Annotated in this window: 15 protein-coding genes and 1 other RNA gene; 4 read left to right on the plus strand and 12 right to left on the minus strand. The window is 63.3% G+C overall.

What is annotated here, in order from left to right; all coding sequences use genetic code 11:
* Nucleotide 1: 1 nt before the first annotated feature.
* The 8 genes from FA04_RS14925 to FA04_RS14960 form a co-directional block, all read right to left on the minus strand.
* On the minus strand, nucleotides 2-631 hold the full coding sequence (locus tag FA04_RS14925) for an HAD hydrolase-like protein (RefSeq protein ID WP_034806206.1): 630 nt from the start codon (nucleotides 629-631) through the stop codon (nucleotides 2-4).
* Between the two features lie 71 nt (nucleotides 632-702).
* Nucleotides 703-1,449, minus strand: a complete 747-nt coding sequence (locus tag FA04_RS14930) for a YebC/PmpR family DNA-binding transcriptional regulator (protein WP_034806204.1) — start codon at nucleotides 1,447-1,449, stop codon at nucleotides 703-705.
* A gap of 85 nt (nucleotides 1,450-1,534) precedes the next feature.
* A complete protein-coding gene (locus FA04_RS14935) occupies nucleotides 1,535-2,017 on the minus strand; it encodes a YML083C domain-containing protein (RefSeq protein ID WP_127889460.1) in 483 nt (160 codons plus the stop codon).
* Between the two features lie 18 nt (nucleotides 2,018-2,035).
* Entirely contained in the window at nucleotides 2,036-2,872 is an 837-nt protein-coding gene (locus FA04_RS14940; protein WP_082572778.1) for an MBL fold metallo-hydrolase, read from the minus strand.
* Between the two features lie 283 nt (nucleotides 2,873-3,155).
* The gene (locus FA04_RS14945; protein ID WP_034806200.1) at nucleotides 3,156-6,332 is read right to left on the minus strand and encodes an efflux RND transporter permease subunit; all 3,177 of its coding nucleotides are present in this window, start codon (nucleotides 6,330-6,332) and stop codon (nucleotides 3,156-3,158) included.
* Nucleotides 6,329-7,483, minus strand: a complete 1,155-nt coding sequence (locus FA04_RS14950) for an efflux RND transporter periplasmic adaptor subunit (protein WP_034806198.1) — start codon at nucleotides 7,481-7,483, stop codon at nucleotides 6,329-6,331. The genes FA04_RS14945 and FA04_RS14950 overlap by 4 nt, the downstream gene beginning before the upstream one ends.
* Before the next feature lie 482 nt (nucleotides 7,484-7,965).
* Nucleotides 7,966-8,790, minus strand: a complete 825-nt coding sequence (locus FA04_RS14955; RefSeq protein WP_034806196.1) for a TIGR00282 family metallophosphoesterase — start codon at nucleotides 8,788-8,790, stop codon at nucleotides 7,966-7,968.
* Nucleotides 8,791-9,002: 212 nt separating this feature from the next.
* Entirely contained in the window at nucleotides 9,003-9,575 is a 573-nt protein-coding gene (locus FA04_RS14960) for a 5-formyltetrahydrofolate cyclo-ligase (protein ID WP_034806194.1), read from the minus strand.
* A 362-nt stretch (nucleotides 9,576-9,937) separates the two neighbouring features.
* Here FA04_RS14960 and FA04_RS14965 point away from each other — a divergent pair, with 362 nt between their 5' ends.
* On the plus strand, nucleotides 9,938-10,135 hold the full coding sequence (locus FA04_RS14965; RefSeq protein ID WP_234798710.1) for a helix-turn-helix domain-containing protein: 198 nt from the start codon (nucleotides 9,938-9,940) through the stop codon (nucleotides 10,133-10,135).
* Between the two features lie 19 nt (nucleotides 10,136-10,154).
* On the opposite strand, the gene FA04_RS14970 is transcribed toward FA04_RS14965, so the two are convergent.
* Entirely contained in the window at nucleotides 10,155-10,379 is a 225-nt protein-coding gene (locus FA04_RS14970) for a hypothetical protein (protein ID WP_034806191.1), read from the minus strand.
* Nucleotides 10,380-10,479: 100 nt separating this feature from the next.
* Between FA04_RS14970 and FA04_RS14975 the strand changes: the two genes are divergently transcribed.
* Nucleotides 10,480-11,361 (plus strand): LysR family transcriptional regulator, encoded by an 882-nt coding sequence (locus FA04_RS14975; protein WP_234798711.1) that lies wholly within the window; start codon nucleotides 10,480-10,482, stop codon nucleotides 11,359-11,361.
* 23 nt (nucleotides 11,362-11,384) lie between these two features.
* On the opposite strand, the gene ssrS is transcribed toward FA04_RS14975, so the two are convergent.
* The 3 genes from ssrS to FA04_RS14990 form a co-directional block, all read right to left on the minus strand.
* Nucleotides 11,385-11,542, minus strand: a non-coding RNA gene (gene ssrS / locus FA04_RS14980) — 6S RNA.
* Between the two features lie 56 nt (nucleotides 11,543-11,598).
* Nucleotides 11,599-11,976 carry a cell division protein ZapA gene (locus FA04_RS14985; protein WP_034806187.1) on the minus strand — a complete coding sequence of 126 codons (378 nt, stop codon included), beginning with the start codon at nucleotides 11,974-11,976 and terminating at the stop codon, nucleotides 11,599-11,601.
* A gap of 11 nt (nucleotides 11,977-11,987) precedes the next feature.
* On the minus strand, nucleotides 11,988-12,257 hold the full coding sequence (locus tag FA04_RS14990) for a DUF4164 domain-containing protein (protein ID WP_034806184.1): 270 nt from the start codon (nucleotides 12,255-12,257) through the stop codon (nucleotides 11,988-11,990).
* Between the two features lie 350 nt (nucleotides 12,258-12,607).
* Here FA04_RS14990 and tkt point away from each other — a divergent pair, with 350 nt between their 5' ends.
* Entirely contained in the window at nucleotides 12,608-14,590 is a 1,983-nt protein-coding gene (tkt, locus tag FA04_RS14995; RefSeq protein WP_034806181.1) for a transketolase, read from the plus strand.
* Nucleotides 14,591-14,663: 73 nt separating this feature from the next.
* Entirely contained in the window at nucleotides 14,664-15,674 is a 1,011-nt protein-coding gene (gap, locus tag FA04_RS15000; RefSeq protein WP_034806178.1) for a type I glyceraldehyde-3-phosphate dehydrogenase, read from the plus strand.

Raw genomic sequence — 15,674 nt, forward strand, 5'->3', positions numbered from 1 at the left:
ATCAGATCGCCCCGAAAGCGGGTGCGATCTCTTCCAGATTGGCAAAGAACCGATCCGGCCCGAGCCCTTGCAGGAAGACCGGGTCGGCATAGCCCCAGGCAACCGCACCGGCCGCCACGCCCGCCTTTCGCGCCGCATCGATATCGCGCGCCTCGTCGCCGATCGCCAGGATGCGAGCCGCATCGAGGCCGGAGTGCCGGATCGCACGCTTGAAGTGCTGTGCCTTGCCGAAAAGCGCGGCACCGCATTCGAAGAGGTCAATCGTCGCTGCCGCTTCGCCGAGTGCGGCGCGAATACCCTGCTCCGCGTTCGAACTCACGATCGCAATGCCGATGCCCGCCGCCTTCAATTTCCAGAGAAGCTCAGCGGCGCCCGGAAACAGCCGGACGCTTGCCGCTTCAGTCGCCATGGCACGGCGCATGAAGGTGGCGATCTGCGGCAGTTTCCAAACGGGCACGCCGAGATGCGCGATGATCTCGCGGCTGCCCATGGTGCGCAACGACTGGAACTCCTCGACCGAGAGTTCGCGGAAGCCGTAGCGCCGTGCAGCCGCGTTGCACGCCGTCATGAAACTCGCCGCCGTATCGGCAAGCGTGCCGTCGAAATCGAAGATCGCGAATTCATAGGTCATCGGGCCATCCAAAGAAAAACCCGCGGCCTTTCGGACGCGGGTGAAAATTCTGCGAGCGACGGTCGTCCCAATCAGGCCGACAGCTTCGCCAGGATCTCGTCCGAGACTTCGAAGTTCGAATAGACGCTCTGGACGTCGTCGTCGTCTTCAAGGATGTCGATGAGCTTCATCAGCGACTGCGCCTTTTCTTCATCGACCGGAACGGTGTTCTGTGCCTTCCAGATCGCCTTGACCGTTTCGGCTTCGCCGAGCGTGTCTTCGAGCGCCTTGGACACTTCGCCGATCGCTTCGAAACCGCAGATGATCGTGTGGCCGTCCTCGTCGGTGGTGACGTCGTCGGCACCCGCTTCGATCGCCGCATCCATCACCTTGTCGGCGTCACCGACGGAGAGCTTGTAGGTGATCTCGCCGACGCGATCGAAGGAGAAGGAAACCGAGCCGGTTTCGCCGAGCGCGCCGCCGGCCTTGGTGAAGGTCGAGCGCACGTTCGAGGCGGTGCGGTTGCGGTTGTCGGTCAAGGCTTCGACGATAACGGCAACGCCGCCCGGGCCATAACCCTCGTAGCGGACTTCTTCGTAGTTCTCCGCGTCGCCGCCGGAGGCCTTCTTGATCGCCCGTTCGATGTTGTCCTTCGGCATCGACTGCGCCTTGGCGTTCTGGATCGCCAGGCGCAGGCGCGCGTTCATCGCGGGATCGGGCATGCCCGACTTGGCGGCAACCGTGATTTCGCGCGCGAGCTTGGAAAACATTTTCGAGCGCACCGCATCCTGACGGCCCTTGCGGTGCATGATGTTCTTGAACTGTGAATGGCCAGCCATGGCACCCTCTGCATGCATTAATTTGAATGGAATGGGGCGCCTTATAGTTTTATTGCCGCTTTCCGTCCAGCCGGGGGGCGGTTTTTCAGTTGGCAGAGACCTGCGCGCGGCTCAAGAGGAAGCTGTGTCCGTCGTCACGGCGGCAGGAAAGGCCAGTGCGTTCCGACACGCAGGAGAACGGCCGTCGCGACCAGCTTTGCCCATAGTCGAGCACAGTCCCAGTCGAACAGCAGCTGGGATCGCCGACGGCGTGATTGAGCGTGGCGGCTCCCGCCCGGCCAAGGGTCGCCCTGACATAACGCGGCGCGACGATATCGCAGGCCAGCTCCGGACCGCCATCGGCGGGCTGATAGACGGACGTGCCGCCAGCCGGCGTGTAGATACAGCCGATATTGCCCGAGGGCATCGCGAAGATCTCCGGCTCACCCGCCGGTCGGACCGTGGTCTCCGGCTGGCTTTGCGGCTGTTGCCCCTCGGGAGACGGCATGCGCGGCGGCGGCGCGCCACCGGCCTCGGCAAGAGTCGAGAAGGAGAGAAAGAACGATACGCCAACCACGAGCAACTTCATCGGGCGATCCCAGGATGTTCAAACGCCCTTGAGGATATAAATCAGTGGTTTGCTTGGCAAGGAACGCAGGGATACTTTGATACTGGCGCTGTCGGCGTAACGCTTGTCGTAGTCGTCGCCGAACATGTCCAGAAAGGCGTCGATCGGCGGGCCACGGCGGTGCATCGGCAGGATCAGCGAGGCGCGCAGCCGGCTGACCACCCGGCTCATGCTCTCGGCACCCATGGTCAGGCCGCCATCGACAGGCACCATGAGCACGTCCAGCCGGCCGATCTGGCTGTAGTGGCTGTCGTCGAGTTCATGGTGCAGATGGCCCAGATGCCCGATGCAGAGATCCGCCACCTCGAAGATGAAAATCGAGTTCCCGTCGTGCTCCATGGCGCCGCCGCCGGCGCGGATGTCGGTCGTCACGTTGCGGATGTAGGCGTCGCCGACCACGAGATCGTGGCGCGCCGGTTGGCCGCTATCGCTCCAGCCGTGCAGCACGGTCTTGATCGCCGGATCCGGCGTCAGCGTGTAGTGGCTCGAATGCGCCTTGTTCATGGTCGCGACCGTCGGCGGCATCGACGGTGCATACCAGCCGCTATAGTCGGTTGCGATCAAGACGCCGCCGGGCGTCTCGATCAGGAAGGTGGAATGGCCGAGATAGCTGATTGTCACCTCGCCGGCCGTCGTCTGCCCCTTGGTGGCAGCCGCGGGCGTGAAACTGGCAAAAGTCGCCTGGGGGAGCGTTTCGGCGATCGCCTGGCATTGGCTGACAGGGCGCGGCTGTTGCTGCGCATGGGCGACCGATGGCCAGAACGCGTGGATGAACCATATGGCGGCGAATGTGTAGACAAAGTACCGGAGCATCAGCCTTCACCTCTCTCACTTGCCGCCTGACCTCGGGCCTTGGGGGCACGCGGCGGGCAGGTATTGAACAGCGAATGGAAGCCTTTGCCTTCGCTCGACCGAACGGTGGCGTCACGGGGCGCGGAAAGAATTGTTCAAGGGCCCGGCCACGTCCAGTTACAAACGGCAGGCGGTGCTCACGTTTACGTCACCGGCCCTAAGGCCGATAAGGCAACGATAGCCTCGTCAAAGCCAAATGCCCCGGAATTGCTGCCGGGGCATTCGTCAGGTTATCGTCGGGCCTGCCCTATTCGGCCGGGTGCGGCGCCGGTTCGCTCACCGCCGCCTTGCGTCGCCGGAACGACCGGAGCGCGACGTAGAACACCGGCGTCAGGAACAGGCCGAGGAACGTTACCCCGAGCATGCCCGAAAACACCGCCGTGCCGAGCGACTGGCGCATTTCGGCACCCGGGCCGGTCGCGATCATCAGCGGCACCACGCCGAGGATGAAGGCAAAGGCGGTCATCAGGATCGGGCGCAGGCGCAGCTGGCTCGCTTCCACAGCCGCCTCGATCGGCGTCTTGCCCTCGTCTTCGCCCTGCCGCGCGAACTCGACGATCAGGATCGCGTTCTTGGCTGCAAGACCGATCAGAACGATGAGCCCGATCTGGGTCAGTACGTTGTTGTCGAGCCCGCGGATGAACACCCCGACCAATGCGGCCAGCACGCCGAGCGGCACGATCAGGATGATCGCCAGCGGCAGAACCCAGCTTTCGTACTGGGCCGACAGCGCCAGGAACACGAAGACGACCGACAGTGCGAAGATGAACACCGCGGTGTTGCCTGTCTGGCGCTCCTGGTAGGCGAGTTCCGTCCACTCGAAGGTCGTGCCCTGCGGCAGGATCTGGGCGGCGAGCGCCTCCATCTTGTCGAGAGCCGTACCCGTCGAGACCCCGACCGCAGGGTTACCCTGGATCGGCACCGAGACGTACATGTTGTAGCGCTGCACCAGCGTCGGACCGGCCGTATCCTGGATCTCGACAAGCGTACCCATCGGCACCAGCGCACCGGTTGCCGAGCGCACCTTCAGCGCCAGGATGTTGTCGCGCTCGACGCGGTACTGCTGGTCGGCCTGCGCCCGCACCTGGTACACGCGGCCGAAGGCGTTGAAGTCGTTGACGTAGGACGTACCGAGGTTGATCGACAGCGCCTCGAAGATGTTGGGGATCGGCACGTTGAGTGTGCGCGCCTTGTCGCGGTCGATCGCCAGGAAGTATTGCGGACTGGAGGCCGAGAAGGTGGTGAAGACCCCGGTCAACCCTTCCGTCTGGTTGGCAGCGCCCATTATCTGGTAGGCAAGCCCGAGCGCGCGGCGCATGTCGGAGCTCTGCCGGTCCATGATCTGCATCTTGAAGCCGCCGGAGTTACCGATGCCGCGCACCGAGGGCGGCGGCACGGCGATGATGAAGGCTTCCTGGATGCTCTGCAGGCTGCCATAGAGCTGGCCGATGATCTGGTTGGCCCCCTGCCCGTTCTTCAGCCGCTCTTCGAAGCTTTCGAAGGAGGCGAAGACCACGCCCGAATTGGACGCGTTGGTAAAGGTCGCACCGTTGAAGCCGGCAAAGGCGACAGCACTTTTCACGCCCGGCACGTCCTGGATGATCTTCGAGGCCCGCTTGACGACGGCGTCCGTCCGGTCGAGCGAGGCGCCGTCCGGCAGCTGGATGACGACGATCGCATAGCCCTGGTCCATGGTCGGCACGAAGCCGCGCGGCACGATCTGCGCCATGTACCAGGTGGCCCCCAGCAGCCCGACGAAGACGAGAAGGGCCGCGGCCAGCGCCACCTTCGTCGAGACGAGCTTGCGCACGACCCATGCATAGCCCGACGCCATCCGGTCGAAACCGTTGTTGAAGCCGTTCGCCAAGGCCTTGCCGAAGCGCGTCAGCGGATTGCGGCTTTCATGATGGCCGTTCTCGTGCGGCTTCAACAAGATAGCCGCCAGCGCCGGTGACAGTGTCAGCGAGTTGAAGGCGGAAATCACCGTTGCGACCGAGATCGTCACGGCGAACTGCAGGTAGAACTGGCCGGCGATGCCGGGGATGAAGGCCGTCGGCACGAACACCGCGGTCAACACCAGCGAGATCGCGATGACGGCCGCCCCCACCTCGTCCATGGTCACATGCGACGCCTCGCGCGGGGTCATCCCTCGCGCGAGATTTCGCTCGACATTCTCGACCACCACGATCGCATCGTCGACGACGATACCGATCGCCAGCACCAGGCCGAACAGCGTCAGCATGTTCAGCGAGAAACCGAAGGCATAGAGGAAGGCGAAGGTGCCGACGAGTGACACGGGGATGGCGACGATCGGGATGATCGCCGTGCGCCACGATTGCAGGAAGACGAGAACGACGATGGCAACGAGAATGGCCGCCTCGGCGATCGTCTTGTAGACCTCGTTGATCGATTCCGAGATGAACTCTGTCGGGTTGTAGACGATGCGGTATTCGAGCCCGTCAGGGAAGTCCTTGGAAACGTCGGTCATCACCTTCTGGATCTGCTCGGCGGCGTCGAGCGCATTGGTGCCCGGCCGCGAGAAGATGCCGAGCGCCACCGCCGGGCTGCCGTCGAGATAGCTGTTGTTGACGTATTCGCGAGCACCGAGCTCGACACGCGCGACGTCCTGCAGCTGCACGAGGCGACCGCTTTCCGTCGCCTTGACGATGACATAGCGGAACTGCCGCGCGTCGCTGAAGCGGCCGTCCGTCGTGACCGTGTACTGGAACGCGCTGTCGCCCGGCGCCGGCGGACCACCGATCGAACCGCCGGAGACCTGCACGTTCTGCTCGCGCAAAGCCTGCACCACGTCACCGGCCGTCATGCCATAGGCCGACAGCTTCTCCGGATCGAGCCAGACACGCAGCGCATATTCGCGCTCGCCGAACAGGATGACGTCGCCGACGCCATCGAGCCGGACGAGCAGGTCGCGAATGCGGGTGCGCGCATAGTTCGAGACGTAGAGTTGGTCATAGCGTTCGGTCGGCGACAAGAGATGCACGACCATCATCAGGTCGGGCGAACTCTTGGCCGTGGTGATGCCGATCCGCCGGACTTCTTCCGGCAGCCGCGGCTCCGCGATCGACACGCGGTTCTGTACCAGCACTTGTGCCTGGTCGAGGTCGGTGCCGAGCTTGAAGGTGATCGTCAGCGCCATCGAGCCGTCGGCGGTCGAATAGGAGGACATATAGAGCATGTTCTCGACGCCGTTGATTTCCTGTTCGAGCGGCGTCGCGACGGTGTTGGCAACGGTATCGGCGTCAGCACCCGGATAGGCAGCGCGAACGACGATGGTCGGCGGGGCGATTTCCGGGTACTGCGCCACGGGAAGCTGAAAATAGGCGATACTGCCGACGATCAGCAGCACGATCGACAGCACCGACGCGAAGATCGGCCGGTCGACGAAGAAGTGAGCAAACCTCATTGCGCCGCCCCCGCTGCTTGCGCTTCGGGGGGAAGCTGCACCGTCTCGGGCTTCACCTTGGTGCCGGGCCGCGCCCGCATCAGACCGTTGACGACAATGGTCTCGTCGCCGGTCATGCCGGAGCGGATGACGCGGTAGCCATGCAGCTTCGGGCCGAGACGCACGGGCTTGGTCACCACCGTTCCATCCCCGGTCACCTCATAGACGATGCGCTCGTTCTGGTCGGCGCCGATCGCTTCGTCCGGAATGAGGACGGCCTTGTAGGTGTTCGAGCCTTCGATCTGCACACGGCCGAAGAGACCGGGCTGCAGCACGAGGCTCGGGTTATCGAGACGGGCGCGCACGCGCATCGTGCCGCTCTGCGGATCCACGCGGTTTTCGGCGAAGTCGAGCTTGCCCTTGAACGGCTCCTCTTGCGAGTCGGCGATGGTGACCAGCACTTCGAGCGAGCCGCCGCCTTCCTGCAGCGCGCTGCCGCGCTCGCGCGCGACCCGTGCATAGGAAAGCAGCCGCCGTTCGTCGACGTCGAAGTAGAAATCGATCGGGTCGAGCGACACGATCGTCGTCAGCACCGTCTGGTCAGCCTGGACGAGATTGCCCGTCGACAGCAGGCGCCGGTCGACGCGGCCGCTGAGCGGCGCGGTGATGGTGGTGTAGTCAAGGTCGAGCTTGGCACGCTCGACCGCCGCTTCCGCGCCGCGCACCAGCGCCTGCGCCGACAGGAGTTCGCGGCGATGATCGTCGAGCGTCGAGACCGAAAGCGTGCCGGTGCCCGTCAGCGATTGCGTCCGCTTGAACTGGGCCTCGGCGAATTCCAGCGACGAGCGCGCCGATTCCAGCGTCGATTCGGCCTGAGAGAGAGCCGTACGATAGGGCCGCTGGTCGATGACGAAGAGCTTGTCGCCCTTCTTCACCAGGGCGCCATCGGTGAAATTGACCTCGTCGAGATAGCCGCCGATGCGGGCGCGAACCTGCACCTCGTCGACGGGCTCGAAACGGCCGATGAACTCGTCGCTGTCGATGACGTCCCGCACGACCGGCTTGGCGACGGTCACCACGGGCAGTTGCGCGTCCTGCGCCTGGGCACCGATTGCGGATAGAAGGGAAAGAGAAGCGCCGACGATCATCGGCAAATGCCACTGAGACAACATGCATGCCCTCCGAATGCACTTGGATCACGAGGGGCAGCCAATCGACCAGACCACCGCGATCGCTTTGAATATTTCAGAGCGGGGCCTGTGCGCAAAACAGCCGCATTACCCGTCCCGCTCCGCACAAATCCTCGGATCGGCAGCGATCCGAGAGGCAAAGTCACACAAGCAATCAAATGATACAGCAGCCTTGCGCCCTTCGGCCCGCGAACGCTGTCAGGTCAAATTCGCTGGGCAGCGAGCAATTGCCCGTGGCGCAGCGACAACAGCACATGCCCGCAATCCAGGACTGCGCACACCATTCATTCTGCAAAAACCCACGAATACATCACGCCCCGGCCCGGCGTGATTTCGCGATAACCTGCCATCATTTGATGGGGTTGTCACCTTGAAAAAAATCAATTCCAATAAGGCGATACGGGACAACCAAAGGTGCCCGCGCGCAGCTTCGCGCTGCGTTCAGAATGCCGCCTGACTTGGCCTTAAGACCAGAAATCCGGGATCGTTTCCGCCAGTCTCGGCCCAAGTCGCAGCGGCGCGATCTTCTCGGCGAGCCCGGTGCGATCGGAGATCTCGACCCCGAGACCGCAGATGGTGGCCGGACCCGAGGCCGCCTCGAAGCGCCCCTTCGGCATCTTCGAGATGAAGCGGTTGAGCGGCTCTTCCTTGTCCATGCCGAGCGAGGAATCGTAGTCGCCACACATGCCGGCATCGCTCATATAAGCGGTGCCGCCGTTGAGGATCTGGTGATCGGCAGTCGGCACGTGCGTATGCGTTCCGACGACGAGGCTGGCGCGACCGTCGACGAAATGGCCGAAGCACTGCTTCTCGCTGGTCGCCTCCGCATGGAAGTCGAACACGATCGCATCCGCCTGCTCGCCGAGCGGGCAGGCATCGAGGATGGCCTCGGCCGATTTGAAGGGGTCGTCGAGTTCGGGATGCATGAAGACGCGGCCCATGACGTTGGCGACCAGCACGCGCGCGCCATTGCGGGCAAAGAACAGGTTGGATCCGCGGCCGGGCGTGCCGGCCGGATAGTTGGCCGGGCGCAGGAACTGGTCGTGCCGCTCGCAGAAGACCACCGCTTCCTTCTGATCCCAGACGTGGTTGCCGGTGGTCACCACGTCGGCGCCGGCGTTGATCGTCTCGAGGAAGATGTCTTCGGTGATCCCGAAGCCGCCCGCGGCGTTCTCGCCGTTGACGATGACGAAATCGAGCTTGAGGTCGCCGATCAGTCCCGGAAGCCGCTCCCAGACCGCCGTGCGGCCCGTCTTGCCCACCATATCTCCCAGAAACAGAAGCCTCATGCTCGCTCAAATCCCACCAGGGCAGTTCCGGCGGAAGCGCGTCAGCGGTTGTGGCGGCCGGACCTGCGTAAAACAAAGAGGTAGAGCGTCTACACGATCCTGGGCCGACAGGAAACGCCCAAGATCGATTCCGCGTGGGATCGCGAACCAATCTTCCGCCTCGGCCCGCGCGATTTCAAAGCGCCGGGCCGTCGCTCGGCTTCGTCAATGACCTAGAAATGCCGGAATCCGCTCTCGGTGAGAACGGCATCCAGCGCCACATCGTGCGGTTCGGCCGGCACGGCAGCCACCTCCTGGCAGTCGAACGCGATGCCGATCAGTTTCGGCAGATGCCCCTTGTTGCGCAACCGGTCGATGGCCCGGTCGTAATAACCGGCACCGTAGCCGATCCGGTGACCGGTCGCGTCAAAGGCAGAAAGCGGCACGAGCATGATATCCGGGTCGAGCACCGGAGCATCCGGGCCAGGGCCCGTCGTGCCGAAGCCGGTTGAGATGATGTCGACGCCATCGAGCAGTTCGCGAAAGACGATCGTCTTCTTGTCCATGATCACAGGCAGGCAGAGCCGGGCGCCACGGCTCTTCAGCCGCGCCATCAGCGGCCGGATATCGACCTCGGAGCGGATGGGCCAGAAGCCGGAAACGATGTGGCCCGGATCGAGCGCAATGACGTCGCCGGCATGGTCGGCCATGGTCAGGCTCGCCTCGATCCGTATCTCCGCGGGCATCGCATCGCGCAATGCCAGCCGCTCGTTGCGCAGCGCCGCCTTCAGGTCTTTCGGTGACATCGTGCCCTCTCCTGCCTCATGCCATCGTCGCGGACGAATTCTCCTCCCGAAATGGCACAACCCGTCACTTTCTCGCCGATTCCCGGCTCAATCACCAGCCTATATACCCGATGTCGCCCGTGCACATTCACCCGCATCGCCGCTTTTGCCGCGGTTTGCGACAGCACTGCCAGCGCCTTCCCGGTTCGGCACAGCATTAGCGTTCCGTTCATCATGGACGACGGTTCCGCTTTCGCGCATTGGCGAGCGCATGCAAATAAAGACGCGATTTCAAATAATTAGCAGGAACTAATGCCCGTGTTCGATGTATGGACGCGCTCCTGCAGGCAGCAGTGGAAAAGCCGACGTCCATGAAGGACCAGATGAAAGAACTCGAACCGTTGGAACTGCGTTGCCTGACGCTTGCAGCCCGCGGCCGCACGCGCCAGGACATGATGCGCGAAACCGACATTCCGCTCGACCGGATCGACCGCGCGCTGGAAGACGCCATGCGCAAGCTGCAGGCCGGCAATCTGGCCGAAGCCGTCTTTCGTGCCGCAAGGCTCGATCTCATCTCGTAAGGATTGGCGCGGGGACGGGCTAGAGCATCCAGTGCGACCGATAGACCGCCTGCCCCAAGATCCGCTCCCGCTGCCGAAGGTCGGGGTCGCCTGCCGAGATCCCGACGTCACGCAGCAGCAACGGCTTGTCTGCCGGCACCTCGACGGGCGCCTCGACAAACAGCAAATCGACAGTCCATTGCCTTGCCCTGCGTCGGGCGGTAACGAACGTTTCAGAAAAGGCGAGAACGGCAAGCACGCTCATGGCAAGGACTCGGGCGCAAGATGATCTGACGGGACGATCTTCGTCCTCGCATTGACATCTGACAAACGAATTGCAAGCATGACTGTCATCAGAAAATCTGATGGTTGAAGCCATGCCCCTTCCCCTCGATAGCGATCTGCTCAGAACCTTTCTTGCGGTTGTCGATACCAGCAGCGTCACGCGCGCCGCAGACATCGTCGGGCGCACCCAGTCGGCGGTCAGCATGCAGATCAGGAAGCTCGAGGATGTGCTCGGCGACGCCCTGTTCGAGCGCCATTCGCGCGGTGTGGTGCTGACGCCGCAGGGACTGCGGCTCGTCGATAATGCCAGGCGCATCGTTACCCTGCTCGACGACACGGCCGCCGCGCTCCGCCAACCCGCGCTCGACGGCGCGGTCCGGATCGGATTGCCGGAGGAATACATCAACTCGACCTTGCCGAAGGCGCTTGGCAGTTTCGCCGCCATCCACCCGGGCGTCGAAGTGACCGTGCAGCAGGGCGCGTCGATGACCAATGTCGCAGCGCTGGAAGCGGGCGAGATCGACCTTGCCGTCGTCTTCGAGCCCGGCGGAAAGACGAGAAACGAAGTGCTGATGATGGATCCGACCGTCTGGGTGACGTCGGAGCAGCACCGGACCGACGAGCGCCGCCCGGTACCGATCGCGACCTATACCTATCTCGAAGGCGGTTGGTGCGACGACCTCGCTCAGCGCAACTTGAGGAAATGCCGCATCGACAACCGCGTCGCCTATGTCAGCCGCACCAGCGGCGGCCTGATGGCGGCGGTGGTATCCGGCCTCGCCATCGCGCCGCTTGCCCGCAGCAGCATTCCGGCCGGCTGCCGCGAACTGACCGCCGATGACGGCTACACCGTGATCGATCACTCGAATGTCGTGCTGCGGATTTCAAAGGCCGGAAACGGCAAGGACCGGATCGTCGAGGCCATGGCCGACGCCATCCGCCGGGCCTTTGCCGGGGAGTGAATGAGCAACGGAAAGAGGGAGAAGTGCGATCCACACAACCGATGGATATTTTACGATCCCGGGTGCCTACAAAGTAGGTGGGCGCCATGTGTCCGAACCCACGGGTCCGGACAGGGACAGCTCCCTTAGGATCGAGTATGGCCCCGGGGATTGTGGTTCCTGTCGGGGAGCGCAGACCGCATTCGATATATAAAGTGTCTCGGTGCTTCGCGCCAGTGGCTCGCCGACGAAACCTTGTCAGCTCGACGGCGTCGTGGGGCGGCCGTTCAGCTTGGCGGCGATACCGTGGATCTGCTGGGTCACTTCGCTGAGTGCCGAGGCCAGCGCCTCCTCGTTCTTCAGCTGATCCGAAAGCGCGGCGTCGCGCCCGTTGGTCAGGTTGCCGACCTCGGCTTCGAGGTTCTTCAGCCGGCGATTGACCTCGCTGAGCTCGTCCATGACCATGATGCCGGCCATGACGGTCAGGCGCAGATCGCCGATCTCGCCAAACTGGGTCTTGAGGTGTCCGACATACTGATCGAAATTGGTGGCAAGCTCGATCAGATGATCTTCCTGCCCTTCCTCGCAGGCCATGCGATAGGCCTTGCCATCGATCGAAACTGTCACCTGCGCCATGTCGCTTGTTCCTAGCGGTCGAGCACCGCCCGAATGGTTTCCATCGCCGTCACGAGGCGACGGGAAACCTCACGGTTGACCTCCTCGAGCCGGTTTGCCCGGAACTGCGACTGATCGAGTTCCTGCGCCAGCCGCGACCGGTCGGTGTTGACGCGTCGCACCTCGCCCTCGAACTCGCTGAAGTCCCGCTCCCTGTCAAACCGACCGTCGATCGCATTCTCCAGGGATTGCACTGCGTTTCGCAGTTCGTCGATCGCCGCTTTGACAGTCTTTGCCGGCATGTGTTCCGAATACCTCGCCCATGAGGCCGAATCGCCCGAATCCCGTCCGCCGCTTCGGCTCGATCTTTTTTAAACCTATTACGTAAGTCTCAACAATGCCAAGTACAGCAAACAACAGCGGAAGCTGTGGATGGATTGCGTAGCCGGCTTTCTTCAACGGCAGTGCAGCAGGCTTATTGCATTGCGGAACAAGCACTCGGGCAGGGACCGAAGCAAGCTGCCGTCAAATGGCCGCGGAAGCCCCGTATTTATTGACTCGCACGGCGCACCTGCTATGTGTCAGCCGCTTCTTGCGCGGTCTTTGGAGGATAGAGACCGTTCCCTGACCACCGAACGCAAACGGAACAGTCATGATCTCTCGCGAAAAACACGACCGGATGGCAAATGCGATCCGTTTCCTCTCCATGGATGCCGTCGAGAAGGCAAATTCCGGCCACCCTGGCCTGCCCATGGGTGCAGCCGACATAGCGACAGTCCTCTTCACGCGCTATCTGAGCTTTGACCCCAAGAACCCCTCCTGGCCGAACCGCGACCGCTTCGTGCTGTCGGCCGGCCACGGCTCGATGCTGCTCTACTCGCTGCTCTATTTGACGGGCTACGAAGACATCTCCATCGACGAGATCAAGAACTTCCGCCAGCTCGGCGCCCGCACCGCCGGCCACCCGGAATACGGCCACGCCGCCGGCATCGAGACGACCACCGGTCCGCTCGGCCAGGGCATTGCCAATGCCGTCGGCATGGCGATCGCCGAGCGCAAGCTGCGCGACGAATTCGGCTCCGACCTGATGGAGCACTATACCTACGTGCTCGCCGGTGACGGCTGCCTCATGGAAGGCATCAGCCAGGAAGCGATTTCGCTCGCCGGCCACCTGAAGCTCAACAAGCTGGTCGTCTTCTGGGACGACAACAACATCTCGATCGACGGCCCGATCTCGATCGCCGACTCGACCGACCAGCACGCCCGCTTCCGCGCCTCCAACTGGAACACCATTGCCGTCGACGGCCATGATCCGGACGCGATCGCCGCTGCGATCGACCAGGCGCAGAAGTCCGACAAGCCGACGATGATCGCCTGCAAGACGACGATCGGCTTCGGCGCCCCGAACAAGGCCGGCACCCACAAGGTCCACGGCTCGCCGCTCGGCGCCGAGGAAATCGCCGCCACCCGCAAGGCACTCGGCTGGGAAGCCGAAGCTTTCGTCGTTCCCTCGGACGTGCTCGACGCCTGGCGTCTGGCCGGCCTGCGCTCGACCAAGGCGCGCAAGGAGTGGGAAGACCGTCTTGAAAAGAGCGAGGCCGAGAAGAAGGCCCAGTTCGTTCGCCGCTTCTCCGGCGAGCTCGAGGGCCGTCTGTCCTCCGCCATCGACGACTACAAGAAGAAGCTCGCCGAAACCAAGCCGTCGCCGGCAACCCGCAAGGCTTCCGAAGACGCGCTCGAAGTCATCAACGGCGTTCTGGCCGAAACCATCGGCGGCTCGGCCGACCTGACCGGCTCGAACAACACCAAGACGAGCCAGACCAAGTCGATCACCCCTGACGACTTCTCCGGCCGCTACATCCATTGGGGCGTTCGCGAGCACGGCATGGCCGCTGCCATGAACGGCATGGCGCTGCATGGCGGCGTCATCCCCTATTCCGGCGGCTTCCTGATCTTCTCGGACTATTGCCGTCCGTCGATCCGCCTTGCCGCTCTGATGGGCATCCGCGTCATCCACGTGCTGACACACGATTCCATCGGCCTTGGCGAAGACGGCCCGACGCACCAGCCGGTCGAGCACATGGCAGCGCTGCGCGCCATTCCGAACCTCCTGATGTTCCGCCCGGCCGACGCCACGGAAACGGCCGAGTGCTGGCAGCTGGCGCTCGAAAGCCACAACCGTCCGTCCGGCATCGCGCTGACCCGCCAGAACCTGATGGCCGTTCGCACCGAGTATGAGGAAGAAAACCTCTGCGCCCGCGGCGCCTATGACCTGATCTCGGCCGCCGACGCCAAGGTCACGATCTTCGCCACTGGCTCGGAAGTCGAAATCGCCGTCAAGGCCTGCCAGACGCTGACCGCCAAGGGCATCTCGACCCGCGTCGTCTCCGTTCCCTGCTTCGAGCTTTTCGCCGAGCAGAGCGAAGACTACCAGCAGGCGATCATCGGCAACTCGCCGGTCAAGATCGCCGTCGAAGCCGGCATCCGTCAGGGCTGGGATCACTTCATCGGCAGCGATGGCACCTTCATCGGCATGTCGAGCTTCGGCGCTTCCGGCCCCTACAAGGAGCTTTACAAGCACTTCGGCATCACGCCCGAGGCGGTGGTCGCCGCCGCGGAAACGAAGCTCGCCTGATCAATCTGCGGGGCGCGCCGAAAGGTGCGCCCCGCTTTTTTTCGTACCACGTCAGTCAGACAGGGAGAGACCCATGACAGTGAAAGTCGCCATCAACGGTTTTGGCCGCATCGGCCGCAACGTGCTCCGCGCGATCGTCGAATCCGGCCGCACCGACATCGAAGTCGTTGCGATCAACGACCTTGGCCCCGTTGAGACCAACGCTCACCTGCTGCGCTATGACTCGATCCACGGTCGTTTCCCGGCCGAGGTCAAGGTCGAAGGCGACACGATCACCATCAACGGCGGCAAGCCGATCAAGGTGACCGCGATCAAGGATCCGGCAACGCTGCCGCACAAGGAACTCGGTATCGACATCGCGATGGAGTGCACCGGCATCTTCACCGCCCGCGACAAGGCTGCAGCCCACCTGACTGCCGGCGCCAAGCGCGTCATCGTCTCGGCTCCGGCCGACGGCGCCGACCTGACGGTCGTCTACGGCGTCAACCACGACCAGCTGACCAAGGACCACCTGGTCATCTCCAACGCATCCTGCACGACGAACTGCCTGGTTCCGGTCGTCAAGGTCCTGAACGATACCATCGGCATCAGCCACGGCTTCATGACCACGATCCACTCCTACACCAACGACCAGCCGTCGCTCGACCAGATGCACAAGGATCTGTACCGCGCCCGCGCTGCCGCTCTGTCGATGATCCCGACCTCGACCGGTGCCGCCAAGGCCGTTGGCCTGGTTCTGCCGGAACTGAAGGGCAAGCTCGACGGCACGTCGATCCGCGTCCCGACCCCGAACGTCTCCGTCGTCGACTTCAAGTTCGTCGCCAAGCGCAACACCTCGGTCGAGGAAATCACCAACGCCATCAAGGCCGCCTCCAATGGCGCGCTCAAGGGGGTTCTGGGCTACACGGAAGAGCCGCTCGTTTCGCGCGACTTCAACCATGACAGCCACTCCTCGATCTTCGCGATCGACCAGACCAAGGTCGTCGAAGGCAACTTCGTGCGTATCCTCACCTGGTACGACAACGAGTGGGGCTTCTCGAACCGCATGGCCGACACGGCGGTCGCGTTCGCCAAGCTCATCTAA

This window comes from Ensifer adhaerens (assembly GCF_000697965.2).
GTDB lineage: Bacteria > Pseudomonadota > Alphaproteobacteria > Rhizobiales > Rhizobiaceae > Ensifer > Ensifer adhaerens.